The sequence below is a fragment of the Pseudomonas sp. yb_5 genome (genome assembly GCF_043103865.1).
GTDB classification, from domain to species: Bacteria; Pseudomonadota; Gammaproteobacteria; order Pseudomonadales; family Pseudomonadaceae; genus Aquipseudomonas; species Aquipseudomonas putida_Y.
In genome coordinates, this window is sequence record NZ_JBICKE010000126.1 from 1 (window position 1) to 21,834 (window position 21,834).

General features: G+C 61.6%; 23 protein-coding genes. 8 read left to right on the top strand and 15 right to left on the bottom strand.

The genetic code is table 11. The annotated features are described in order from the left end of the window. Together erpA and argC are read right to left on the bottom strand one after the other, a co-directional pair. A complete protein-coding gene (erpA, locus tag ACF8GF_RS22725; RefSeq protein ID WP_003255511.1) occupies positions 1 to 351 on the bottom strand; it encodes an iron-sulfur cluster insertion protein ErpA in 351 nt (116 codons plus the stop codon). 143 nt (positions 352 to 494) lie between these two features. Beyond that, positions 495 to 1,529 (bottom strand): N-acetyl-gamma-glutamyl-phosphate reductase, encoded by a 1,035-nt coding sequence (gene argC / locus ACF8GF_RS22730; RefSeq protein WP_176683478.1) that lies wholly within the window; start codon positions 1,527 to 1,529, stop codon positions 495 to 497. A gap of 141 nt (positions 1,530 to 1,670) precedes the next feature. Here argC and hemJ point away from each other — a divergent pair, with 141 nt between their 5' ends. The 6 genes from hemJ to ACF8GF_RS22760 all read left to right on the top strand — a co-directional run bounded on the left by hemJ (position 1,671) and on the right by ACF8GF_RS22760 (position 6,097). Beyond that, positions 1,671 to 2,096, top strand: coding sequence for a protoporphyrinogen oxidase HemJ (hemJ, locus tag ACF8GF_RS22735; protein ID WP_176683479.1), 426 nt, complete (start codon positions 1,671 to 1,673; stop codon positions 2,094 to 2,096). Positions 2,097 to 2,124: 28 nt separating this feature from the next. Then, entirely contained in the window at positions 2,125 to 3,081 is a 957-nt protein-coding gene (locus tag ACF8GF_RS22740; protein ID WP_176683480.1) for a nitronate monooxygenase family protein, read from the top strand. A gap of 67 nt (positions 3,082 to 3,148) precedes the next feature. After that, positions 3,149 to 3,931, top strand: a complete 783-nt coding sequence (locus tag ACF8GF_RS22745) for an SDR family NAD(P)-dependent oxidoreductase (RefSeq protein ID WP_392461662.1) — start codon at positions 3,149 to 3,151, stop codon at positions 3,929 to 3,931. 63 nt (positions 3,932 to 3,994) lie between these two features. Then, a complete protein-coding gene (locus ACF8GF_RS22750; protein WP_003255518.1) occupies positions 3,995 to 4,333 on the top strand; it encodes a histidine triad nucleotide-binding protein in 339 nt (112 codons plus the stop codon). 65 nt (positions 4,334 to 4,398) lie between these two features. Further along, positions 4,399 to 5,046 carry a 2-polyprenyl-3-methyl-6-methoxy-1,4-benzoquinone monooxygenase gene (gene coq7 / locus ACF8GF_RS22755; RefSeq protein ID WP_176683482.1) on the top strand — a complete coding sequence of 216 codons (648 nt, stop codon included), beginning with the start codon at positions 4,399 to 4,401 and terminating at the stop codon, positions 5,044 to 5,046. 10 nt (positions 5,047 to 5,056) lie between these two features. Continuing rightward, positions 5,057 to 6,097, top strand: a complete 1,041-nt coding sequence (locus ACF8GF_RS22760; protein WP_176683483.1) for a DUF2157 domain-containing protein — start codon at positions 5,057 to 5,059, stop codon at positions 6,095 to 6,097. Between the two features lie 77 nt (positions 6,098 to 6,174). Here the strand turns inward: ACF8GF_RS22760 and ACF8GF_RS22765 are convergent, their stop codons facing one another. Then, a complete protein-coding gene (locus ACF8GF_RS22765; RefSeq protein WP_176683484.1) occupies positions 6,175 to 6,597 on the bottom strand; it encodes an OsmC family protein in 423 nt (140 codons plus the stop codon). Between the two features lie 191 nt (positions 6,598 to 6,788). Here ACF8GF_RS22765 and crp point away from each other — a divergent pair, with 191 nt between their 5' ends. Next, positions 6,789 to 7,433: a cAMP-activated global transcriptional regulator CRP gene (gene crp, locus ACF8GF_RS22770; protein ID WP_176683485.1), complete on the top strand. Its 645-nt coding sequence runs from the start codon at positions 6,789 to 6,791 to the stop codon at positions 7,431 to 7,433. Here the strand turns inward: crp and ACF8GF_RS22775 are convergent. The 4 genes from ACF8GF_RS22775 to ACF8GF_RS22790 form a co-directional block, all read right to left on the bottom strand. Beyond that, positions 7,430 to 8,134, bottom strand: coding sequence for a lipoate--protein ligase family protein (locus ACF8GF_RS22775; RefSeq protein WP_209968346.1), 705 nt, complete (start codon positions 8,132 to 8,134; stop codon positions 7,430 to 7,432). The genes crp and ACF8GF_RS22775 overlap by 4 nt on opposite strands. A 136-nt stretch (positions 8,135 to 8,270) precedes the next feature. Next, positions 8,271 to 9,104, bottom strand: a complete 834-nt coding sequence (trpC, locus tag ACF8GF_RS22780; protein ID WP_176683487.1) for an indole-3-glycerol phosphate synthase TrpC — start codon at positions 9,102 to 9,104, stop codon at positions 8,271 to 8,273. Further along, positions 9,101 to 10,150: an anthranilate phosphoribosyltransferase gene (trpD, locus tag ACF8GF_RS22785; RefSeq protein ID WP_176683488.1), complete on the bottom strand. Its 1,050-nt coding sequence runs from the start codon at positions 10,148 to 10,150 to the stop codon at positions 9,101 to 9,103. The genes trpC and trpD overlap by 4 nt, the downstream gene beginning before the upstream one ends. Before the next feature lie 9 nt (positions 10,151 to 10,159). Then, a complete protein-coding gene (locus ACF8GF_RS22790; RefSeq protein ID WP_003255531.1) occupies positions 10,160 to 10,753 on the bottom strand; it encodes an aminodeoxychorismate/anthranilate synthase component II in 594 nt (197 codons plus the stop codon). A gap of 367 nt (positions 10,754 to 11,120) precedes the next feature. Between ACF8GF_RS22790 and estP the strand changes: the two genes are divergently transcribed. Beyond that, positions 11,121 to 13,010 carry an esterase EstP gene (estP, locus tag ACF8GF_RS22795; protein WP_392487844.1) on the top strand — a complete coding sequence of 630 codons (1,890 nt, stop codon included), beginning with the start codon at positions 11,121 to 11,123 and terminating at the stop codon, positions 13,008 to 13,010. 312 nt (positions 13,011 to 13,322) lie between these two features. Here estP and trpE read toward each other — a convergent pair whose 3' ends face one another. From trpE to ACF8GF_RS22835, 8 genes are all read right to left on the bottom strand, one after another. Beyond that, complete coding sequence (gene trpE / locus ACF8GF_RS22800) at positions 13,323 to 14,804, bottom strand: anthranilate synthase component I (RefSeq protein ID WP_176683490.1); 1,482 nt, start codon at positions 14,802 to 14,804, stop codon at positions 13,323 to 13,325. Between the two features lie 69 nt (positions 14,805 to 14,873). Then, complete coding sequence (locus ACF8GF_RS22805; RefSeq protein WP_176683491.1) at positions 14,874 to 15,692, bottom strand: phosphoglycolate phosphatase; 819 nt, start codon at positions 15,690 to 15,692, stop codon at positions 14,874 to 14,876. Continuing rightward, positions 15,689 to 16,363: a ribulose-phosphate 3-epimerase gene (gene rpe / locus ACF8GF_RS22810; RefSeq protein ID WP_176683492.1), complete on the bottom strand. Its 675-nt coding sequence runs from the start codon at positions 16,361 to 16,363 to the stop codon at positions 15,689 to 15,691. Before rpe ends, ACF8GF_RS22805 begins: the two co-directional genes overlap by 4 nt. Before the next feature lie 195 nt (positions 16,364 to 16,558). Continuing rightward, entirely contained in the window at positions 16,559 to 17,386 is an 828-nt protein-coding gene (locus tag ACF8GF_RS22815) for an ABC transporter permease (RefSeq protein WP_209968361.1), read from the bottom strand. 10 nt (positions 17,387 to 17,396) lie between these two features. Beyond that, the gene (locus ACF8GF_RS22820) at positions 17,397 to 18,644 is read right to left on the bottom strand and encodes an ABC transporter permease (protein ID WP_176683494.1); all 1,248 of its coding nucleotides are present in this window, start codon (positions 18,642 to 18,644) and stop codon (positions 17,397 to 17,399) included. Positions 18,645 to 18,704: 60 nt separating this feature from the next. Next, positions 18,705 to 19,739: an ABC transporter substrate-binding protein gene (locus tag ACF8GF_RS22825; RefSeq protein ID WP_392461890.1), complete on the bottom strand. Its 1,035-nt coding sequence runs from the start codon at positions 19,737 to 19,739 to the stop codon at positions 18,705 to 18,707. Between the two features lie 40 nt (positions 19,740 to 19,779). After that, entirely contained in the window at positions 19,780 to 20,904 is a 1,125-nt protein-coding gene (locus tag ACF8GF_RS22830) for an ABC transporter ATP-binding protein (RefSeq protein WP_003255547.1), read from the bottom strand. Between the two features lie 295 nt (positions 20,905 to 21,199). Beyond that, positions 21,200 to 21,832 (bottom strand): response regulator transcription factor, encoded by a 633-nt coding sequence (locus tag ACF8GF_RS22835; protein WP_176683647.1) that lies wholly within the window; start codon positions 21,830 to 21,832, stop codon positions 21,200 to 21,202. Between the last annotated feature and the right edge of the window lie 2 nt (positions 21,833 to 21,834).

Below are 21,834 nucleotides of genomic sequence, written 5' to 3' on the forward strand. Positions count from 1 at the left end.
TCAGATCGAGAACGACGAGCCGCAACCACAGGTGGTGGCGGCATTCGGATTCTTGATAACGAAACGCGAACCTTCCAGGCCTTCCTGGTAGTCCACTTCGGCGCCGGCCAGGTACTGGAAGCTCATCGGGTCGACCACCAGGGAAACGCCCTCGCGCTCGACGATGGTGTCATCTTCGGCCACATCTTCATCAAACGTAAAGCCATACTGGAAGCCCGAGCAACCACCACCGGTCACGAACACCCGCAGTTTCAGACGTTCATTGCCTTCCTCATTGACCAGGTTTTTCACCTTCTGGGCTGCCCCATGGGTGAACTCCAGGCCGGTAGGGGTGAAGGTTTCGACACTCATGTTGATTCTCCCGGCGCGGTAGCCGCCATAAAACTCGATGACGCGCATTATCCGCTTTCCCGAGAAAATCGGTCAAGAATTGTGCGGCTTTAGTCGCGACATACAAAAAGGCCCGCACGACGCGGGCCTTTTCGAACTGCTGCTTACGGCAGCAAGCCGGCATGGGCCAGGCCCATGCGCTCATCCAGGCCGAACAGAATGTTGAGGTTCTGTACCGCCTGGCCGGAGGCGCCCTTGACCAGGTTGTCGATCACCGACAGCACCACCACCAGGTCACCACCCTGCGGACGATGAACCGCAATGCGACAAACGTTGGCGCCGCGCACGCTGCGGGTTTCCGGATGGCTGCCAGCTGGCATCACGTCGACGAACGGTTCGTCGGCGTAGCGCTTCTCGTACAGCGCCTGCAGGTCGACCGAGGTATCGACCACATTCGCGTACAGGGTGGCATGGATGCCGCGGATCATCGGCGTCAGATGCGGCACGAAAGTCAGCCCGATGTCCTTGCCCGCGGCCAGGCGCAAGCCTTGGCTGATCTCCGGCAGGTGGCGATGGCCCTTCACCGCGTATGCTTTCATGCTTTCGCCGGCTTCGCAGAACAGCGAGCCCACTGCCGCACCACGCCCTGCACCGCTGACGCCCGACTTGCAGTCGGCGATCAGGCGCGACGGGTCAGCCAGCCCTGCTTCCAGCAGCGGCAGGAAGCCCAGCTGGGTGGCGGTCGGATAGCAACCCGGCACAGCGATCAGGCGAGCCTGGCGGATCTTCTCGCGGTTGACTTCAGGCAGGCCATACACAGCGTCCTTGAGCAACTCTGGCGCGCCATGGGGCTGACCGTACCACTTGCCCCACTCGGCCGCATCCTGCAGGCGGAAGTCGGCCGACAGGTCGATCACCTTGGTACCGGCCGCCAGCAGCTCACCAGCCAGGGCGTGGGCAACACCATGCGGCGTGGCGAAGAACACCACATCGCAGGCAGCCAAAGCCTTGCTGTCCGGTACGCTGAACGCCAGCCCGTCATAGTGGCCGCGCAGGTTCGGGTACATGTCCGCCACCGCCACGCCCGCCTCGGAGCGCGAAGTGATGACCGCCACTTCGGCCTGTGGATGCTGTGCCAGCAGACGCAACAGTTCGACGCCGGTGTAACCCGTGCCGCCGACGATACCGACCTTGATCATAACGCTTGCCCCTTATCAACGAGCCGTCTGGAAAGCGCACGATAATAGGGGCGCGGGGCGCCTGTAACAACTCTTCGGGTGACCCTTCGGGCGCTTGACCACTACTATCTGACGACCGTGATTACCTGAAGGAACTCCTCCATGCTTTACCTATGGATCAAAGCGCTGCATATCGTCAGCGTGGTCTGCTGGTTCGCCGGCCTGTTCTACCTGCCCAGGCTGTTCGTCTACCACGCCCAGAGCCAGGACAGCATCAGCCAGGATCGCTTCGTGACCATGGAGCGCAAGCTGTACCGCGGCATCATGAACCCGGCGATGATCGCCACCTACGTTTTTGGCATCTGGATGCTGTACCTCACCCCCGGCTGGCTGAGCCAGGGATGGCTGCATGCCAAGCTCACCCTGGTCATCCTGCTGACCGGCTACCATCACGTGTGCGGTGCCCAGCGCAAACGCTTCGCCAACGGCACCAACACCCGCAGCCATGTCTACTATCGCTGGTTCAACGAAGTGCCCGTGCTGATCCTGCTGGCTATCGTAATTCTGGTGGTGGTGAAACCGTTCTGACATAGCCACCCGCTCAAGGAGCCTTGCCATGTCGCTACCTGCCTCGCTCGAACAACGCCTGCGGCTGCCCGTGGTTGCTGCGCCGATGTTCCTCATCTCCAACCCCCAACTGGTGCTGGCCTGCTGCGCCAACGGCGTGGTTGGCAGTTTCCCGGCCCTGAACCAACGCGACAGCGCTGGCTTCAAGGCCTGGCTGGAAGAGATCGAGGCTGGCCTGGCTCAACTGCAGGCGCCAGCGCCCTACGCCGTCAACCTGATCGTCCACCCGACCAACCCGCGCCTGCAGGCCGACCTAGCCTTGTGCGTGGAGCACCGGGTGCCGATCGTCATCACCAGCCTGGGCGCGGTGAAGGAAGTGGTCGATGCCGTACACAGCTACGGCGGCCTGGTGTTTCATGATGTCACCACCCGCCGGCATGCCGAAAAGGCCGCCGAAGCTGGTGTCGATGGCCTTATCGCCGTCGCCGCAGGCGCGGGCGGCCATGCCGGCACCTGGAGCCCGTTCGCCCTGGCCGCAGAAATTCGCCAGTTCTTCGGCAAGACCCTGCTGCTGGCTGGCTGCATTAACCACGGCCACGAAATCCTGGCCGCACAACTGCTGGGGGCGGACCTGGCGTACATGGGCACGCGCTTCATCGCCACCACAGAAAGCCAGGCTCAGGGCGCCTACAAACAGATGCTGCTGGATGCCCATGCCGCCGACATCATCCACACACCCGTGGTGTCCGGTATCCCCGCCAGCTTCCTGCGTCAGAGCCTGGAGCAGGCCGGCTACGACATGAACGCCCTCAAGGGGGGGCACGTGCAAGGCAAGCTCAAGCCGATCGATGACGAAGCCAAGGCCTGGAAGACCGTATGGTCAGCGGGCCAGGGCGTCGGAGCCATCCATGACCTGCCCAGCGCCAGCGCATTGATCGAGCGCCTGCATGGCGAGTACCGACAAGCCCTGGAACGCTGCCAGGTTTTGCGGGACCGCGCCTTGTAGCAAAAGGCAACACCTTGCACGGGCAAGTTGTACACTAGGCGCCCTCTTCCGCCCCCAGGAGCCTTGCATGACCCGTTACGCCATGATCACTGGTGCTTCCAGCGGCCTGGGCCTGGCCTTGGCGGAAGCGCTGGCACGGCGCGGGCGCAACCTGATCCTGGTGGCACGCCAACGAGAAACGCTGGAGCCTGTCGCCATGGAGCTGACCCAGCGTTTCGGTGTCGAGGTACTGTTCCGCGCCTGCGACCTCAGCCAGCCGTTGCGCCTTTCAGGCTTCGTGCTAGAGCTGGAAGAAGGTGAGCGGCGTATCGATTTGCTGGTCAACTGCGCGGGCTTGCGCACCTATGGGCCGTTCCTGGCCCATGAATGGGCAGACGAACAAGACCTGCTGGAGGTCAACGTGCTGGCCCTGAGCCGCCTGTGCCACGCCATCGGTAACCTGATGGCTGTGCAGGGTGGCGGGCAGATTCTCAACGTCGCCGGCCTGGCCGGGGTGGCGCCTGGCCCATGGATGGCCGCCTATGCCGCTAGCAAGGCCTACGTGTTGAGCTTTTCCCAGGCCCTGCGCGAAGAACTCAAGCGCACCGGCATCAAGGTCTCTGTACTGTGCCCTGGCCCAGTACGTTCCGCACGCCGGCGCATTGCGCGGCTAGATGGCAAGTCGCGCTGTCTCAGCGCCGAGGAAGTGGCGCTGTACACCGTACGGGCGCTGGACAAGAACCGCGCACTGATCATGCCCGGCCGGCGCAACCGCTGGCTGGCGTTCGCCCCGCGTTTGCTGCCGCGCTGGCTGGTGCGCAAGCTGGCTGGGGCCATCCACCGCCGCTATTGCCCCATCGGTATGGAATAGCCACTGGGCGAGCGGCGCCCGGCTGAGTACACTCGGCCCGACCCTCACCATGGAGCAAGTGCTGTGGACGATCTATTCCTCAAAATCATCAACCGGGAAATCCCGGCAGATATCATCTATGAAGACGACCAGATCCTGGCCTTCAAGGACATTGCACCCGCGGCACCGGTACATTTTCTGGTCATCCCGAAAAAGCACATTCGCACCCTCAATGACCTGACCGAAGAAGACAAGGCCCTGGCTGGCCACATCTTGTTCACCGCCCAGCGCCTGGCTGTCGAACAAGGCTGCGAGGAAGGTTTCCGCGTGGTCATGAACTGCAACCCCAAAGGCGGCCAGACCGTCTACCACATCCATATGCACGTGCTTGGCCAGCGCCAGATGAACTGGCCGCCGGGCTGACCCACGGCAAGCGACCCCGCCGCTATTGCGGTAAACTGTCGGGCACATTCTTGCGGAGGTGCCCGATGGCTACCGAACGTCACTACTCGCCGCTCGACCGCTTGTTGCTGCAGGCCGATACTGCCATGCGCACCTTGCTGCCATTCAGCGGCCAACCCGCCCGGCCATCGCCGGCCATCGTCCAGCCAGATGCCGACCTGGACGAGCAACAGGCCCGTCATATTGCCGGGCTGATGCGCATCAACCATACCGGTGAAGTCTGCGCCCAGGCGCTGTACCAAGGCCAGGCCCTGACCGCCAAGCTCCCGGAAGTGCGCAAGGCCATGGAGCATGCCGCCGAGGAAGAAGTGGATCACCTGGCCTGGTGCGAACAGCGCATTCGCCAGCTGAACAGCCACCCGAGCGTGCTCAACCCGCTGTTCTACGGTATGTCGTTCGGCATCGGCGCACTCGCCGGACTGGTCAGCGACAAGGTCAGCCTGGGCTTCGTCGCCGCTACCGAACATCAGGTGTGCAAGCACCTCGACGAGCACCTGGAGCAATTGCCGCACGAAGATGAAAAATCCCGAGCCATTCTCGAGCAAATGCGCATTGACGAAGAGCAACACGCCGAGTCTGCACTGGAAGCCGGTGGTTATCGCTTTCCGGCCCCCGTCCGCTTTGGCATGAGCTTGCTGGCCAAGGTCATGACCAAGAGCACATACCGCATCTGAAGGTATCACCATGACGGATCGATTCGACGCCAAGGACCTGGCGCGCGCCGTGCAAGCAGGCATTCTCCAGCCGGGTCAGGATCAAAGCCTGCTGGCATTCCTGCGCCAGCAACCCGCACCTCGTGGCAGCTTCCAGCTGGCCCATGTTGCCTTCTACTTTGGCGCCATGCTGATCATGGCGGCCATGGGCTGGTTGCTCACCGAGGCCTGGATGAGCCTCGGTGACGGCGCGCTGTTGATCATCGCCAGCCTCTACATCCTGCTGATCACCTTGCTCGCCCTCAATCTGCAGCGCCGCGCCCAACCCGTCGCTGCTGGCGTACTGGCTGCCGTTGCAGTCAGCATCGTGCCGCTGGCGGTATTCGCTATCGAACGCATGTTCGGCTGGTGGCCACTGGACGATACGCAGGCCGACTACCATCAGTACTACACCTACGTGCAGGGCGGCTGGCTGGCGATGGAAGCAGCCACGGTGCTTGCCGGCCTGCTAATGCTGCGGTTGATCCCCTACCCGTTCGTCGTCATGCCAGTAGCCGTGGCCTTGTGGTTCATGTCGATGGACCTTAGCGAGTGGTTCTTCGGCTCCCCGTTCAGCTGGGAGCAGCGCCGCCACGTATCACTGTGGTTTGGGTTGGGCTTGCTGGTGGTTTTCGTCGTGATAGACGGCCGCACGCGTGAAGACTACGCCCGTTGGGGTTATCTGGCCGGGCTGGCAGCATTCTGGGGCGGGTTGACGCTGCTGGACAGCGGCAGTGAGTTGGGCAAGGCCCTGTACTGCCTGATCAACATTGCGCTGATGGGCATGGCGGTGCTGCTGCGCCGGCCGGTGTTCATGGTGTTTGGTGCGCTGGGAGTGGCCGCTTACCTGGGGTACCTAGCGTATGAGGTGTTTGCCCAGTCGCTACTGTTCCCAGTGGTGGTGACCTTTATCGGGCTGGGGGTTATCTGGCTTGGGCTGATTTACCAGAAGCACCGGGAGCGGATGAGCCAGGCGCTAAGAAGCAGTCTTCCGCAATGGCTGCGGATGGCCCTTCCGGCCCTGCGCAACTGAAGGCCGCCCTGGGCCAGATGTGGGAGCGGGTTCACCCGCTCCCACAAGGGCTGCAAAGCGGCGCCGGAATCTCAGCCTTAACCCAGCTCCACGATTTCATACCCATGGGTAATCTCAACCCCGGCACGCTCAAGCATGATCGAAGCCGAGCAGTACTTTTCCGCCGACAGCTCCACCGCCCGCTTGACCTGCGCTTCTTTCAGCCCACGCCCCTTCACCACGAAGTTCATATGAATCTTGGTGAACACCTTCGGGTCTTCGTTTGCGCGCTCCGCCTCAAGAAATGCCTCGCAGCTTTCCACTGCCTGGCGCGACTTCTTCAGGATGCTCACCACGTCAAAGCTGCTGCAGCCACCCAGGCCCAGCAACAGCATTTCCATCGGTCGCACGCCCAGGTTGCGGCCGCCGGCCTCGGGCGGGCCGTCCATCACGACGACATGGCCGCTCCCCGATTCGCCGAGGAACATTGCCTCACCGGCCCACTGGATACGTGCCTTCATCTACCCGGACTCCTGATTTTCGGAAAAGGGTGTCAGCTTAGACCTTGTGCGGCTGTGGGAAAAGCACGAGATGTGTCGGTTTAGTACCGAAACATCCTGTAGTGTCTGATAAGCTGGCGCCAAATGACTGGCGCTTTCCGTCAGCCAACCTCTATACAAAGCCTATGCGTCATATCGAACAGGATTTCGTGATGGTTGCCTCCGCCCTACCCGCCAAGATAAAGAACATCGACAAGCTGCTGGTACACTGCCAGCGCCGCCGCTACACCGCCAAAAGCAACATCATCTGCGCCGGCGACCGGGCCGAGACACTGTCGTTCATCATCAAGGGTTCGGTCACCATCCTCATCGAGGACGACGACGGCCATGAAATGATCATTGCCTACCTCAACAATGGCGATTTCTTTGGCGAGCTAGGCCTGTTCGAGCCCATTGATGGCGAACAGCAGCGCAGTGCCTGGGTACGCGCCAAGACCGAATGTGAAGTGGCCGAAATCAGCTACGAGAAATTTCGCGAACTGGCGCGCCAGGACCCTGAAATCCTCTACGCCCTGGGTAGCCAGATGGCCCAGCGCCTGCGCAACACTACCCGCAAGGTTGGCGACTTGGCATTTTTCGACGTGACCGGGCGAGTTGCCCGTTGCCTGCTGGAACTGTGCAAGCAGCCGGACGCCATGACCCACCCCGATGGCATGCAAATCAAGATTACCCGTCAGGAAATAGGCCGAATCGTCGGTTGCTCTCGGGAAATGGTCGGCCGCGTTCTAAAGGACTTGGAGGAACGCAGCCTGGTGCAGGTCAAGGGCAAGACCATGGTGGTCTACGGTACCCGCTAGTCCTTGGGCAACTCGGCCAGTACCTTGGCGTAGGCCTGCGAAAGGCGCTCGAACCAGGGTGCTGCCGGCGCGACTTCGTGCAAGGCGATGTGCGCATCAGCGCGACAGCGTTGCTCCAGCTCGCAGCACTCGTTGAAGCGGTTGACCGCCGCCACCATCGACTCACGCTCGTTGTCCAGCAACAGCGCACCGTGTACCAGCACCACCGGGCGCTTGCCACCCAGGCCCTGACGCCAGCGCTGGGCAGTACCCACCAGTTTGCGGCCATTGAGGTTGACGTTGTAGCGGCCATCGCAGAAGGCCCCGTCGATTTCCCCGACGGACGCTACCCCGCCCCACTCGCGCAGCACATCGCACAGCGGCAGACACAGGCGCTCGTAGGCATTTTCGATACGGCCGTGGTCACCTTCACTGCGCGGCGCGGCGTAGACCAGTGCAACGTTCACCGTCGAATGCGACTGAGGTACCGGCTCACCGCCGGTTTCTCGCAGCAGCACCGGCCAGCCAGCAATAGCCAATTCCGCGCAGGCGACTTCAAAGTTGCCCAGCCGGCTCATGCGCCGAGGCATGACCAGAGCGTGGTCGGTCGGACGCCAGAACAGCACACCACTCTCGCGTTCGCCGCGGCAGACGGCGGCCAGCAGTTCCTGCTCCGCGTGCAGGCCCTGTTCGACAGTCAGGGCCAGGGGTTGATCGGTCATTGATCCACCTATGATGTTGATTTAACCGGTCTCTTCGCGGGTAAACCCGCTCCTACAACAGCGCGTGTAGCGGGCTTGCCCGCGAAGAGGCCATTACAGGTACAAAAAAGCCGGCAAAAACGCCGGCTTCATTTGATCAGTCCAGGTGCTGAACAGTCTTCTTCACCTGCTCGGGGAAGAACAGCCGCTGTAATTCCAGGCCAGGGTGCTCGGCGCGCATGAACGCCTCCCCCACCAGGAACGAGTAAACCTCGTTGATTGCCATCAGCTCCACATCGGCCCGGTTGAGAATACCGCTTTCGGTAATCGCCAGACGGTCACGCGGAATGCGCGGCAGCAGATCAAGGGTGGTTTCCAGGCTGACCTCGAAGGTGTGCAGATTGCGGTTGTTCACCCCCACCAGCGGCGTATCCAGGGTTTTCAGCGCGCGCTCCAGTTCATCGCCATCGTGCACTTCCACCAGCACGTCGAGGCCGACGTCCTTGGCAGTGGCGGCCAGTTCAGCCATCTTCACGTCGTCCAGCGCCGACACGATCAGCAGTACGCAATCTGCCCCCAGGGCCCGGGCTTCGACGATCTGGTAAGGGTCGACCATGAAGTCCTTGCGGATCACCGGCAGCGAAACCGCTGCGCGGGCCTGCTGCAAGTACTCATCGGCACCCTGGAAATAATCGACATCGGTCAGCACCGACAGGCAGGTGGCCCCGCCCTTCTCGTAGCTGACCGCGATTTCCGCCGGCACGAAGTGCTCACGGATCACGCCCTTGCTTGGCGAAGCCTTCTTGATTTCGGCAATCACCGCTGGCTGCTTGCGCTTGGCCTGCTCGATCAGCGCGTTGGCGAAGCCACGCGGGGCGTCGGCGGCCTTGGCCAGGCTCTCCAGCTCGGCGAAGCTGACGCGTGCACTGCGCTCGGCCACTTCCTGAAATTTGCGGGCAATGATCCTTTCCAGCACCGTCGGCACACTCATGCTTCGTTCTCCACCTTGAATACTGCAGTAAAGGCGCCCAATTCCTGCAACTTCTCCCAGGCCAGGCCGGTGTGCAGTACATCATGGGCCAGTTCTACACCGGCTTTCAGGCTCATGGCATGGTCAGCGGCATACAGTGCCGCGCCAGCATTAAGCACGATCATCTCGGCGGCCTTCTGACCGTTCTCGGTCTTGCGCCGACCCAGCGCATCGCGAATCAGCTCCAGCGAAGCCTGCGGGCTCTCGACTGCCAAGCCATGAAGGCTCTGACTCTTAATGCCGAGGTCTTCCGGCTCGACCCAATATTCAGTGATCTCGTCGTTTTTCAGTTCGGCGACGAAGGTGGGTGCCGCCAGGCTGAACTCGTCCAGTCCATCCTTCGAGTGCACTACCAGCACATGCTTGCTACCCAGCCGCTGCAGCACCTCAGCCAGCGGGCGGCAAAGGGTTTGCGCGAACACACCGACCACCTGGTGCTTCACTCCGGCCGGATTCGTAAGCGGGCCGAGCATATTGAACAGGGTGCGCAACCCCAGTTCTCGACGCGGGCCTGCGGCGTGTTTCATGGCCGAGTGGTGACTTTGCGCGAACATGAAGCCGATGCCCAGGCTGTCGATGCAGCGCGCCACTTGAGTTGGCGTCAGGTTCAGGTAGATGCCGGCAGCTTCCAGCAGGTCGGCACTGCCGCTCTTGCCCGATACTGCGCGGTTACCATGCTTGGCCACCGGGCAGCCCGCCGCCGCCAGGACGAAGGACGAAGCGGTGGATACGTTGAAGATGTTGGCGCCGTCACCGCCAGTACCGACAATGTCGACGACACCATCAAGGCTTTGCAGCTCGACCTTTTCGGCCAGTTCACGCATCACCGACACCGCACCGACAATTTCGTCGATGCTTTCGCTTTTCATGCGCATGCCCATCAGGAAGGCACCTATCTGCGCCTCGCTGCACTGACCGGTCATGATCTGGCGCATGACCTGGCGCATTTCTTCGGTAGTAAGGTCCAGTTGGCCGACGATACGGCTCAACGCACTCTTGATATCCATGTTCGATCCTTAGCGGCGGCCGCCGGTCTGCTTGAGGAAATTGGCGAACAGTTCGTGGCCCTGCTCGGTCAGGATCGACTCAGGGTGGAATTGCACCCCTTCGATATTCAGCGTCTTGTGGCGCAGGCCCATGATCTCATCGACCGAACCGTCAGCATGGGAGGTCCAGGCGGTAACTTCCAGGCAGTCGGGCAAGGTTTCACGCTTTACCACCAGCGAGTGGTAACGGGTCACGGTCAGCGGGTTGTTAAGGCTGGCGAACACGCCCAGGTCGCGGTGATATACCGGGCTGGTCTTGCCATGCATGACCTGGCGTGCACGAACAACGTCGCCGCCAAAGGCCTGCCCGATTGACTGGTGGCCCAGGCATACGCCAAGGATTGGCAACTTCCCGGCGAAATGCAGGATGGCCTCGATGGACACGCCTGCCTCACTTGGAGTGCACGGCCCCGGGGATACGACGATGCGCTCAGGGTTGAGGGCCTCGATCTGGGCGATTGTCATTTCGTCATTGCGAATGACCTTCACCTCGGCACCCAGCTCGCCAAGGTACTGAACGACGTTGTAAGTGAATGAGTCGTAATTGTCGATCATCAGTAACATGGTGTTAAACCTCTTGAATCTACTGACTTCATGATTCGAACCTTCCAGCACCAGCCACAGGCGCGGCTTTGCCACAACGGGCGGTAAACGAGAAGGCAAACGGGGACGGGCCGGGCGGGCCGGCAGGAGATAAAGTCAGGCGCGCCAACGCCAACGGGCGTGGGCCTTGATTACGCGCATCAAGAGTTTGCTGACGATCAACACAGGATAGGTCTCGCTCATACGTCCCGGCACAGTAGCCTACCGGGACGACGGGCGCAATATGCCTGTAAACACGGGGAAACGAATGGACTTGGGAGGGAAGCACGACGATTTGCTAAGGTCGATGGGGTTGTCCTGATAAAAACAAAGAAAAGGATGTTCCATGATGCGAAAAGCCCCGTTATTGCGCTTTACCCTCGCTTCACTGGCCCTGGCCTGTTGCCAGGCGTTGGCCGGCCCTTCGCCCTATTCAACCCTCATCGTGTTTGGCGACAGCCTCGCCGATGCAGGGCAGTTTCCCGACCTGAGCGGCGGTACCCCAGGCGCGCGTTTCACCAACCGCGATGCCAACGGTAACTTCGCTCCGGTGTCACCGATGATCCTCGGTGGCCGCCTGGGCGTCGCGCCAGGCGACCTTAACCCGTCGACATCCATAGGCATCCAGCCCGATGGTAATAACTGGGCAGTTGGTGGGTACACCACCCAACAGATCCTGGACTCGATCACGACAACGTCCGAGACCGTCATCCCACCAGGAAACCCCAATGCCGGGTTGGTGCTGCGCGAGCGCCCCGGCTACCTGGCCAACGGCCTGCGCGCCGACCCAAATGCCTTGTATTACCTGACAGGTGGCGGTAACGACTTCCTGCAGGGCCTGGTGAATAGCCCGGCCGACGCCGTAGTCGCCGGCGCCCGCCTGGCTGCCAGCGCCCAAGCCCTTCAGCAAGGAGGCGCGCGCTACATCATGGTCTGGCTGCTACCTGACCTCGGCCAAACGCCCAATTTCAGCGGCACGCCACAGCAAAACCCACTGTCACTGCTCTCCGCTGCGTTCAACCAGTCACTGATCAGCCAGCTAGGGCAGATCGATGCCCAGATCATTCCACTGAACATTCCTACGCTGTTGAGCGAGGCGCTGGCCAGCCCCAGTCAGTTCGGCCTGGCCAGCGACCAGAACCTGGTCGGCACCTGCTACAGCGGCGATAGCTGCGTGGAAAACCCGGTGTACGGGATCAACGGCACAACGCCAGACCCGACCAAACTGCTGTTCAACGACTCGGTCCACCCGACCATCGCGGGTCAGCAGCTGATTGCCGATTACGCCTACTCGATCCTCGCAGCCCCCTGGGAACTGACCCTGCTACCGGAAATGGCCCACGCCAGCCTGCGGGCTCACCAGGATGAGTTGCGTAATCAGTGGCAGACGCCTTGGCAAGCAGTTGGTCAATGGCAAGCCTTTGTCGCCAGCGGCGCTCAGGACCTGGACTTCGACGGCCAGCACAGCGCGGCCAGCGGTGACGGCCGCGGCTACAACCTGACCGTGGGCGGCAGCTATCGCCTGAACGACGCCTGGCGCCTGGGCCTGGCCGGCGGTGCGTACCGGCAGAAGCTGGAAGCCGGTGAACAGGACTCGGACTACAAGCTGAACAGCTATATGGCCAGTGCCTTTGCCCAGTACCGCCAGGACCGCTGGTGGGCCGACGCGGCGCTGACCGCCGGACACCTGGACTACAGCGACCTCAAGCGTACGTTCGCCCTGGGCGTGAATGACCGCAGTGAAAAAGGCGACACCGACGGCGAGGCCTGGGCATTGTCCGGGCGGCTGGGCTACAACCTGGCGGCCGACACCAGCAACTGGCAGTTGGCACCGTTCATCAGTGCCGACTATGCGCGGGTGAAGGTGGATGGCTACGACGAGAAGAGCGGGCGCTCGACGGCGCTTGGCTTCGATGACCAGGAGCGCACGTCACGCCGCCTGGGCGTGGGGCTGCTGGGCAGTGTGCAGGTACTGCCAGGTACCCGGCTTTTCGCCGAGGTGGCTCAGGAGCATGAGTTCGAGGACGACGAGCAGGATGTGACGATGCACCTGACCAGCTTGCCGGCAAATGACTTCACCCTGACCGGGTATACACCGCACAGCGACCTGACCCGGGCGAGCCTGGGCGTAAGCCATGAACTGGTGGCGGGGGTGCATTTGCGCGGGAACTACAACTGGCGCAAGAGTGATGAGTTGACGCAGCAGGGCATTAGCGTGGGGGTTAGCGTGGACTTCTAAATTGCTGGGGGCCGCTTTGCGGCCCATTCGCGGGTAAACCCGCTCCTACAACGGCCTCGTATGCCTGAGGCTTGCGCAACCCGCTCCTACGCCAGCCTCGTATGCCTGAGGCTTGCGCACACTTGTAGGAGCGGGTTTACCCGCGAATACGGTGGCAGCGGCAACGGTGAACGGCAGGTAGAAATTGGCCAGCAGGGCCGGCCCTTTCGCGGGTAAACCCGCTCCTACGACGGCCTCGTATGCCTGAGGCTTGCGCAACCCTTGTAGGAGCGGGTTTACCCGCGAATGGGCTGCGCAGCAGCCCCAATCAATTTATCTGGCGGAAGTCTGCTCGGCCAACGCCACCGCACGGAACATCGCCCGGCGCTTGTTGATGGTTTCTTCCCATTCCAGCGCCGGCACCGAGTCGGCAACGATGCCGCCACCGGCCTGCACATGCAACTCGCCGTCCTTGATCACTGCAGTACGAATGGCAATTGCGGTATCCATATTGCCGTTCCAGGCAAAATACCCGACTGCACCGCCGTAAACACCACGCTTGACCGGCTCCAGCTCGTCGATGATCTCCATCGCGCGGATCTTCGGCGCACCCGACAAGGTGCCAGCCGGCAGAATCGCCCGCAGTGCATCCATCGCCGTGAGGCCTTCACGCAACTGGCCGGTAACGTTGGAGACAATGTGCATCACGTTGGAGTAACGCTCGATCACCATCTTTTCGGTCAGGCGCACACTGCCGGTCGAAGACACACGGCCCACATCGTTGCGACCCAGATCGATCAGCATCAGGTGCTCGGCAATTTCCTTGTCGTCCGACAGCAGGTCGTCTTCCAGCGCCCGGTCCGCCTCCTCGGTCGCACCACGCGGGCGGGTACCGGCAATCGGGCGCACGGTGACCAGGTTGTCCTCGACACGTACCAACACCTCGGGCGAGCTGCCGACCACATGGAAGTCACCGAAGTTGAAGAAGTACATGTACGGCGTCGGGTTGAAACAGCGTAGCGCGCGGTACAGGTCGATAGGCGCAGCCTTGAAGTCGATCGACATGCGCTGCGACGGCACCACCTGCATACAGTCCCCGGCCAGGATGTATTCCTTGATACGACCGACGGCGTTTTCGTAATCCTCGCGGGTGTAGCTGGAGCGGAACTCCGGCTCGGTTGCCTGCGGGCCGCTAAGGTCCAGACCGCGGCGCGGGGTGATTGGCTGGCGCAAGGTTTCCAGCAAGCCTTGCAGGCGTGCCTGGCCCTGTTCGAAAGCCTGATCTTCAGCTGGGTCGACCAACACAATGGCGTGCATCTTGCCCGCCAGGTTGTCGAACACCACCACCGCGTCGGACACCATCAGCAGGATATCCGGTACGCCCAGCGGGTCCGGATTGGGACTGGCACCCAGGCGCTTTTCTACATAGCGCACACAGTCGTAGCCAAAGTAGCCGACCAGGCCGCCATTGAAGCGCGGCAGGCCGGGGATATCGGCAACTTTGTAGCGGTCCTTGAAGGTTTCAACGAATGCCAGCGGGTCTTCGACCTCACAGCTTTCCACCTCGACGCCATCCTGCAGGATGCTGACATGGTAGCCATGCACACGCATCACCGTGCGCGATGGCAAGCCGATCATCGAGTAACGGCCCCACTTCTCGCCGCCCTGCACCGATTCGAGCAGGTACGAGTTGGGCTGGTCAGCCAGTTTCAGGTAGATCGACAGCGGCGTGTCGAAGTCGGCCAAGGTTTCACAGGCCAAGGGAATACGGTTGTAGCCGGCAGCAGCCAGGCGCAGGAATTCTTCGCGGTTCATGAGTAGTCTCGTGGCAAGCAGCAATAGGTCAGGCAAACGGACGGGCCGGCACACGCCGGCAGGCTGAAGTCAGGCGCGCCAACGCCAACGGGCCAAGGCCTTGATGACTTTCATCCAGAATTTGCCAGTAACCGCCACGGTGGACTCTCTGTCTTGTGAGGCTTGAAGGTCCGCCAACGTTATCCCAGTGGCCGGGTCTGCGCAACCGGGCAGCAATGCGCGCAAGTCGTCGATTACCAGGCTGGGGGATTCATCGTCGATCGGCCTGCCATGGTTATAGCCGTAGGTCAGGCCCACGCATTGCACGCCAGCCGCCTTGGCCGCCTGCACGTCACTGCGCGAATCACCCACGAACAGGGATTGCTGCGGGGTAACACCGGCCATCTGCATGACGAACAGCAACGCCGCCGGGTCGGGCTTTTTCTGCGGCAAGGTGTCGCCACCAATGATCCAGCGGAAGAAATTACCGATCTTCATCTGGTCCAGCAGCGGGCCAACAAAGCGCTCAGGCTTATTGGTAATCAGCGCCATCTCCACGCCCTGCTTGCGCAGCCAGCGCAGGGTGTCCCGTACGCCGGGATAGACCACGGTCAGTTCATGGCTTTCGGCATAAGCGTCCATGAACAACGCCAGCGCCTGTTCTGCCAGCGCATCGTCCACTTCGGCATGGTCGATGCCACCCGCCAACGCGCGGCGCACCAGCACCTGGGCGCCATTGCCAACCCAGTGGCGCACTGCCTCAAGGCCAGCAGGCGGGCGCCCCAGTTCGAGCAGCATACGGTCCACAGCCGCGGCCAGGTCAGGCACGGAATCGATCAGGGTACCGTCCAGATCGAACATTACCAACCTGGGCAGCGTCCCCGGGAACAGCTGCTCGAAGCCACTCATGAGCGGGCCAGGGCCAGTTCGGCACGCATCTTGGCGATGACTTCCTGGTAGTCCGGGGCGTTGAAGATCGCCGAGCCGGCCACGAAAGTGTCGGCGCCAGCGGCAGCGATCTCGCGGATGTTGTTGACGTTCACGCCACCATCGATCTCCAGACGGATATCACGGCCACTGGCGTCGATCAGCGCACGCGCTTCGCGCAGCTTGTCGAGAGTGCCGGGAATGAACTTCTGCCCGCCAAAGCCTGGGTTGACGCTCATCAGCAGCACCATGTCGATCTTGTCCATCACGTACTTCAGGGCGTCCAGGCTGGTGGCCGGGTTGAACACCAGGCCGGCCTTGCAGCCACCATCCTTGATCAGCTGAAGCGAACGGTCGATGTGCTGTGTGGCTTCAGGATGGAAGGTGATGTAGGTAGCACCCGCTTCGATAAAGTCGCCAATGATGCGGTCAACCGGGCTGACCATCAGGTGTACGTCGATCGGCGCAGTGACGCCGTACTTGCGCAGAGCGGTACAGACCATCGGACCGATGGTCAGGTTGGGGACATAATGATTGTCCATGACATCGAAGTGGACGATGTCTGCACCCGCAGCCAATACCTTGTCGACGTCCTCACCCAGGCGGGCAAAATCGGCAGAGAGAATGGAGGGGGCAATAGCGTAGGGCTGCATGGCGCACCTGTTGGCAGAGTCACGGTGGCGCGCATTGTAACTCAGGGAAAGCGATGAAGGCTGATTGGTATCAATTGGTGTCGACCAGCGCAACCTGTACCGGCCTCTTCGCGGCTTGAAGCCGGTCCTACCGGGCCCGCAGTACCCTGTAGGAGCGGCTTTAGCCGCGAAGAGGCCGGCACAGGCAACCCATCATCAAGCCGGCTGTTGAGTCCTCAACTTCTCACTACGCCCACGCAACCATTCCAGGGTCAGCAGCAACACCACCGAGAACGCAATGAGCAAGGTCGCCGCTGCGGCAATGGTCGGGCTCAGGTTCTCGCGAATACCGCTGAACATCTGCCGCGGCAGGGTTGCCTGTTCTGGCCCGGCGAGAAACAGCGTCACCACCACCTCGTCAAACGAGGTGGCAAAGGCAAACAACGCTCCCGAGATGACACCAGGCGCGATCAGCGGCAGGGTCACCCGGCGGAAAGCCAGCAAAGGCGAGGCTCCCAGGCTGGCCGCTGCGCGCACCAGATTGTAGTTGAAGCCCTGCAGCGTCGCCGACACGGTAATGATGACGAACGGCACACCCAGTACCGCATGCACAAGAATCAGCGAGATGAAGCTGTTGCCCATGCCCAAAGGGGCGAAGAACAGGTAACTGGCCACCCCGATGATCACTACCGGCACCACCATCGGCGAGATCACCAACGCCATCACCAGCGACTTGCCGGGGAAATCGCCACGGGTCAGGCCGATGGCCGCCAAGGTGCCGAACACCATGGCCAGTACCGTGGCCGCCGGGGCAACGATGATGCTGTTCTTCAACGCCCGCATCCACTCGGCCGAGCCGAAGAAATCCTGATACCACTGCAGCGAGAAGCCCTGCAGCGGGTACACCAGGAAGCTGCCACTGTTGAACGACAGCGGCACGATCACCAGCACCGGCAAGATCAGGAACAGCAGGATCAAGCCACAGAGAATGCGCAGGCTGTAGTACCAGACCCGCTCCACGGGCGACATGTATGGGCTCAGCATGACAGGCTCCTCAGCTCAGGCGCAGGCGGCTGGCGCCGACCAGCCAGCTATAGATCAGGTACAACAGCACGGTCGCCAGCAGCAACAGCCCGCCCAGTGCGGTGGCCATGCCCCAGTTGATGCTGGTGTTGGTGTAGAAGGCGACGAAGTAGCTGACCATCTGGTCGTTGGGGCTACCCAGCAGCGCCGGGGTGATGTAGTAACCGATGGCCAGGATGAAGACCAGCAGGCAACCGGCGCCAACACCGGCGTAGGTCTGCGGGAAATACACCCGCCAGAAACTGGCGAACGGGTGGCAGCCCAGCGAGATCGCCGCACGCATGTAGCTCGGGGAAATACCCTTCATCACGCTGTACAGCGGCAGGATCATGAACGGCAGCAGGATGTGCACCATCGAGATGTAAACGCCTGTGCGGTTGAACACCAGCTCCAGCGGCTGGTCAATGATGCCCATGGCCATCAGCGCGCCGTTGATCAGGCCGCCCGACTGCAGTAGCACGATCCAGGCCGCCACCCGCACCAGGATCGATGTCCAGAATGGCAACAGCACCAGAATCATCAGCAGGTTACTCTGCCGGGTCGGCAGGTTGGCCAGCAAGTAGGCCAGTGGGTAGGCCAGTACCAGGCAGATAGTGGTAATCACCACCCCCATCCACAGGGTACGTACAAAGATGTCCAGGTAAATGGCCTGGTCCGGAGTGGCCTTGGCCAGTTCTCCAAGGTCATCGATGCGGTGGTCCACCGAGGCCAGCAGGTAGAAAGAAGTCACCGAACTGGTATTGCGGCGTATCGCCTGCCAATAAGCCGGGTCGCCCCAACGCTCGTCGACAGCCTGCAACGCGTCTTTATAAGAGGCAGGCTCAGCCTTGAATGGCAGTGCACGGGCGGTCTTGGTCAACAAGCTGCGGTAGCCGGCCAGTTCCATGTTCAAGCGTTTGGAAAGGTCACCAAGGGTATGGTTCTTGCGCGCCACAGCCAAATCCTGGCTGAGCGCCTTGTAAACGTCCTCGCCAGGCAGGCTCTTGCCATCCCACTGGCTGATGACTTCCACCGTGCGCGGCAGGCCGCCGACCACTTCCGGGTTGCCGACGCTCTTGTACAGCAGCGCCGCAATCGGCACCAGAAACACCAGCAAAAGAAACAGCGCCAGCGGCGCGATCAACGCCTGCGCCTTCCAGCGGTTAACCCGCTCGGCGTGTTTGAGGCGCTGCTTGAGACTTGGATCTGCGCCTTCTTTGAGGGGCACTGCAATGGCCATGGCGAACTCCGCAATACAGGCTGAAATGGGGGCCGCTTTGCGGCCCCACACACTGGACGTTTACTTCTTCGCCGCCCAGGCGTTGAAGCGTTGCTCCAGCTGTTCGCTGTTGTCGGCCCAGAACGCCACGTCGATCTGCACCTGGTTGGCAATGTTCTCAGGCGTGGTCGGCATGTCTTTCTTCACTTCGTCCGACAGCAGGCTCACGGCCTTGGAGTTGGCCGGGCCATAGGCGATATTCTCGGAGTAGATCTTCTGCTGCTCAGGCTTGACGCTGTAGGCGATGAACTTCTTCGCCTCTTCGACGTTCTTGGCACCCTTAGGGATCGCCCATGCATCAAAGTCGTAGATGCCGCCGTTCCACACCACCTTGAGGTTGCTCTCTTTCTGCACAGCGGCAATACGCCCGTTGTAGGCAGAACTCATGACCACGTCGCCAGAGGCCAGGAACTGTGGCGGCTGTGCACCCGCTTCCCACCACTGGATGCTGGGCTTGAGTTCGTCGAGTTTCTTGAAGGCGCGGTCCACACCCTCTTTGGTGCTTAGCACCTGATACACGTCCTTCGGTGCCACACCGTCGGCCATCAGGGCGAACTCCAGGGTGTACTTGGCGCCCTTGCGCAGGCCGCGCTTGCCAGGGAATTTCTTGGTGTCCCAGAAATCCGCCCAGCTGGTGGGTGCGGTCTTCAGCTTGTCAGCGTTGTAGGCCATGACCGTGGACCAAACGAAGAAACCTACGCCGCACGGCTGGATGGCGCCCTTCACATAATCAGACTCGTTACCGAACAGGGCCGGGTCAAGCTCTTCGAACATGCCCTCGTCGCAACCGCGCGCCAGCTCTGGCGACTCAACCTCGACCAGGTTCCACGACACACTCTTGGTGTCGACCATCGCCTTGACCTTGGCCATTTCGCCGTTGTATTCACCAGCGATAATCTTGCCATTACCCGCTTTTTCCCAGGGTTCGTAGAAGGCTTTGACCTGGGCAGCCTTGTTGGCGCCCCCGAACGAGATCACGGTGAGGTCTGCGGCCATGGCCTGGCCAGCGGTGAACAGCCCCAAAGCCAGGGCGGTCAGTTTCAACGGCTTGCGCATTATTATTCTCTCCACAGTACAGGGTTGGTGAAGCAATCCATCAATGGGCTTCGGCAATCGGATCGAGCGCGCGGGCGTGCTCCACCTCCCAGCCCAGCGGTACCACATCGCCCACGGCCAACGCCGGGTCGAGCTCGGCAATAGGCTGCTTCACGAAGAAGTCGCCTTTGCCGCAAACCTCCAGACGCACCCGCACGTGGTCGCCCAGGTAAATGAATTCGGCCACCCGGCCAGAGAACCGGTTGACGCAGCTTTCACTGTGGCCGTTCAGCCGCACGCGCTCCGGGCGTATCGACAGGGTCACCGGCTCGCCGGCCTGGCCGACATTCACCGCCAGCGCCTCGACCCGCTCGCCGCGAGGCAACTGCACCTGGCAACGTTTGCCATCGCTGGCCAGCAACGTGCCGCTAATGCGGTTGTTCTCGCCGATGAAGTTGGCGACGAAGGTGTTGCAGGGCTCTTCGTACAGCGTGCGCGGGTCGGCGATCTGCTGGATTTCGCCCTGGTGGAACACCGCCACGCGGTCGGACATGGTCAGCGCTTCGCCCTGGTCGTGGGTCACGTACACCACGGTCACACCGAGGCGTTGGTGAATGTGCTTGATCTCCATCTGCATGTGTTCGCGCAGTTGCTTGTCCAGCGCGCCGAGTGGCTCGTCCATCAGCACCAGCTGCGGCTCGAACACCAGTGCCCGGGCCAGCGCCACACGCTGCTGCTGGCCGCCGGACAGCTGGCCCGGGTAGCGCTTGGCGAAAGCGTCGAGCTGGACCATGTTCAGCACACGCTTGACCCGCTCACTGATGTCGGTCTTGCTCAGGTTGCGCACGGTCAGCGGAAAAGCCAGGTTCTCGGCCACGGTCATGTGCGGAAATAGCGCGTAGTTCTGGAACACCATGCCGATATCACGCTTGTGCGGCGGCACGTTGTTGATCGAGCGCCCGCCAAGCTGGATTTCACCAGCGGTGGGGGTTTCGAAGCCCGCCAGCATCATCAGGCTGGTGGTTTTGCCGGAACCGGACGGGCCAAGCAGGGTGAGGAACTCGCCCTTGCGGATATCCAGGTTGAGGTCTTTGACGATCAGCGACTCGCCGTCGTAGCTCTTCTGCACACCACGGAAGCTGACCAGCGTTTCGCCGGTTGCAGCGTTCGACTTCGCCTCGCTCATGCCTGCACCTTCTTGTTGGATGACTGCGTAGGCAGAAGAGTAGAAGAGACGCAAGCGCCCGAAAATCGGGGGTACTGAGAGAATGCCATCATCCGGGTGGAAGATTTGTTGTAGGGATCGCCCTACAAGGATGGCGGGTTTGGAATGCCCTTGCGAGCCAACCACGAAACCTGTGGGAGCGGGCATGCCCGCGAAGAGGCCGGCTCAGCCATAGAGATCAGCAGGCCAGGCCCGTTCGCGGGCATGCCCGCTCCCACAGAGGCTTCGGCAAGTTTCGGGCACCCGTATGTCGCAATCAGATCAGCTTGTGCTCCATGGCGTACTTCACCAGCTCCGCCAGCGAGTTCACTTTCAGCTTTTGCATCAAACGCGCCTTGTGAGTGCTGATGGTCTTGCTCGACAGCGCCAACTGCTGGGCAATGTCGTTGACGTTGGCGCCCTGGGCCAGGCGCTCGAACACCGAAAACTCCCGCTCCGAGAGCAGTGTGTGCAACGGCCGGGATTCGGTCAGGCCCACTTCGAACACCATGCGGTCGGCCAGCGACGGGTCGATATAACGCCCACCACCCGCCACCCGCCGAATCGCCGTCAGTAACAGCGCCGGATCACTGTCTTTGGTGGCATAGCCTGCCGCTCCGGCCTTCAGCGCCCGCGCCGCCATCTGTGCCTCATCGTGCATCGACAACATCAGGATCGCCGGCGCATCCTGCAACGCCCGGATACGCGGGATCGCCTCCAGACCGTTGACACCTGGCATCGAGATGTCCAGCAGTACCACCTCGCACGGTGTGTGGCGCAGGGTTTCGAGCAACTGCTCGCCGTTCCCGGCCTCCCCCGCCACTTGCATGTCCTTGGCCAGGCCAATCAACTGTTTGATGCCTTCACGGACAATGGTGTGGTCTTCGGCCACCAGTACTCGAATCACGATTG

Coding starts and splice junctions, on each gene's coding strand:
- ACF8GF_RS22805 (WP_176683491.1), bottom strand. CDS start 15,692: ATGAGTGGCTTCGAGCAGCTGTTCCCGGGGACGCTGCCCAGGTTGGTA.
- argC (WP_176683478.1), bottom strand. CDS start 1,529: ATGATCAAGGTCGGTATCGTCGGCGGCACGGGTTACACCGGCGTCGAA.
- erpA (WP_003255511.1), bottom strand. CDS start 351: ATGAGTGTCGAAACCTTCACCCCTACCGGCCTGGAGTTCACCCATGGG.
- ACF8GF_RS22745 (WP_392461662.1), top strand. CDS start 3,149: ATGACCCGTTACGCCATGATCACTGGTGCTTCCAGCGGCCTGGGCCTG.
- ACF8GF_RS22815 (WP_209968361.1), bottom strand. CDS start 17,386: ATGCTGAGCCCATACATGTCGCCCGTGGAGCGGGTCTGGTACTACAGC.
- trpC (WP_176683487.1), bottom strand. CDS start 9,104: ATGAGTGTGCCGACGGTGCTGGAAAGGATCATTGCCCGCAAATTTCAG.
- ACF8GF_RS22790 (WP_003255531.1), bottom strand. CDS start 10,753: ATGTTACTGATGATCGACAATTACGACTCATTCACTTACAACGTCGTT.
- ACF8GF_RS22825 (WP_392461890.1), bottom strand. CDS start 19,739: ATGCGCAAGCCGTTGAAACTGACCGCCCTGGCTTTGGGGCTGTTCACC.
- trpE (WP_176683490.1), bottom strand. CDS start 14,804: ATGAACCGCGAAGAATTCCTGCGCCTGGCTGCTGCCGGCTACAACCGT.
- trpD (WP_176683488.1), bottom strand. CDS start 10,150: ATGGATATCAAGAGTGCGTTGAGCCGTATCGTCGGCCAACTGGACCTT.
- ACF8GF_RS22830 (WP_003255547.1), bottom strand. CDS start 20,904: ATGAGCGAGGCGAAGTCGAACGCTGCAACCGGCGAAACGCTGGTCAGC.
- ACF8GF_RS22760 (WP_176683483.1), top strand. CDS start 5,057: ATGACGGATCGATTCGACGCCAAGGACCTGGCGCGCGCCGTGCAAGCA.
- crp (WP_176683485.1), top strand. CDS start 6,789: ATGGTTGCCTCCGCCCTACCCGCCAAGATAAAGAACATCGACAAGCTG.
- estP (WP_392487844.1), top strand. CDS start 11,121: ATGCGAAAAGCCCCGTTATTGCGCTTTACCCTCGCTTCACTGGCCCTG.
- coq7 (WP_176683482.1), top strand. CDS start 4,399: ATGGCTACCGAACGTCACTACTCGCCGCTCGACCGCTTGTTGCTGCAG.
- rpe (WP_176683492.1), bottom strand. CDS start 16,363: ATGCAGCCCTACGCTATTGCCCCCTCCATTCTCTCTGCCGATTTTGCC.
- ACF8GF_RS22775 (WP_209968346.1), bottom strand. CDS start 8,134: ATGACCGATCAACCCCTGGCCCTGACTGTCGAACAGGGCCTGCACGCG.
- ACF8GF_RS22820 (WP_176683494.1), bottom strand. CDS start 18,644: ATGGCCATTGCAGTGCCCCTCAAAGAAGGCGCAGATCCAAGTCTCAAG.
- ACF8GF_RS22740 (WP_176683480.1), top strand. CDS start 2,125: ATGTCGCTACCTGCCTCGCTCGAACAACGCCTGCGGCTGCCCGTGGTT.
- ACF8GF_RS22765 (WP_176683484.1), bottom strand. CDS start 6,597: ATGAAGGCACGTATCCAGTGGGCCGGTGAGGCAATGTTCCTCGGCGAA.
- hemJ (WP_176683479.1), top strand. CDS start 1,671: ATGCTTTACCTATGGATCAAAGCGCTGCATATCGTCAGCGTGGTCTGC.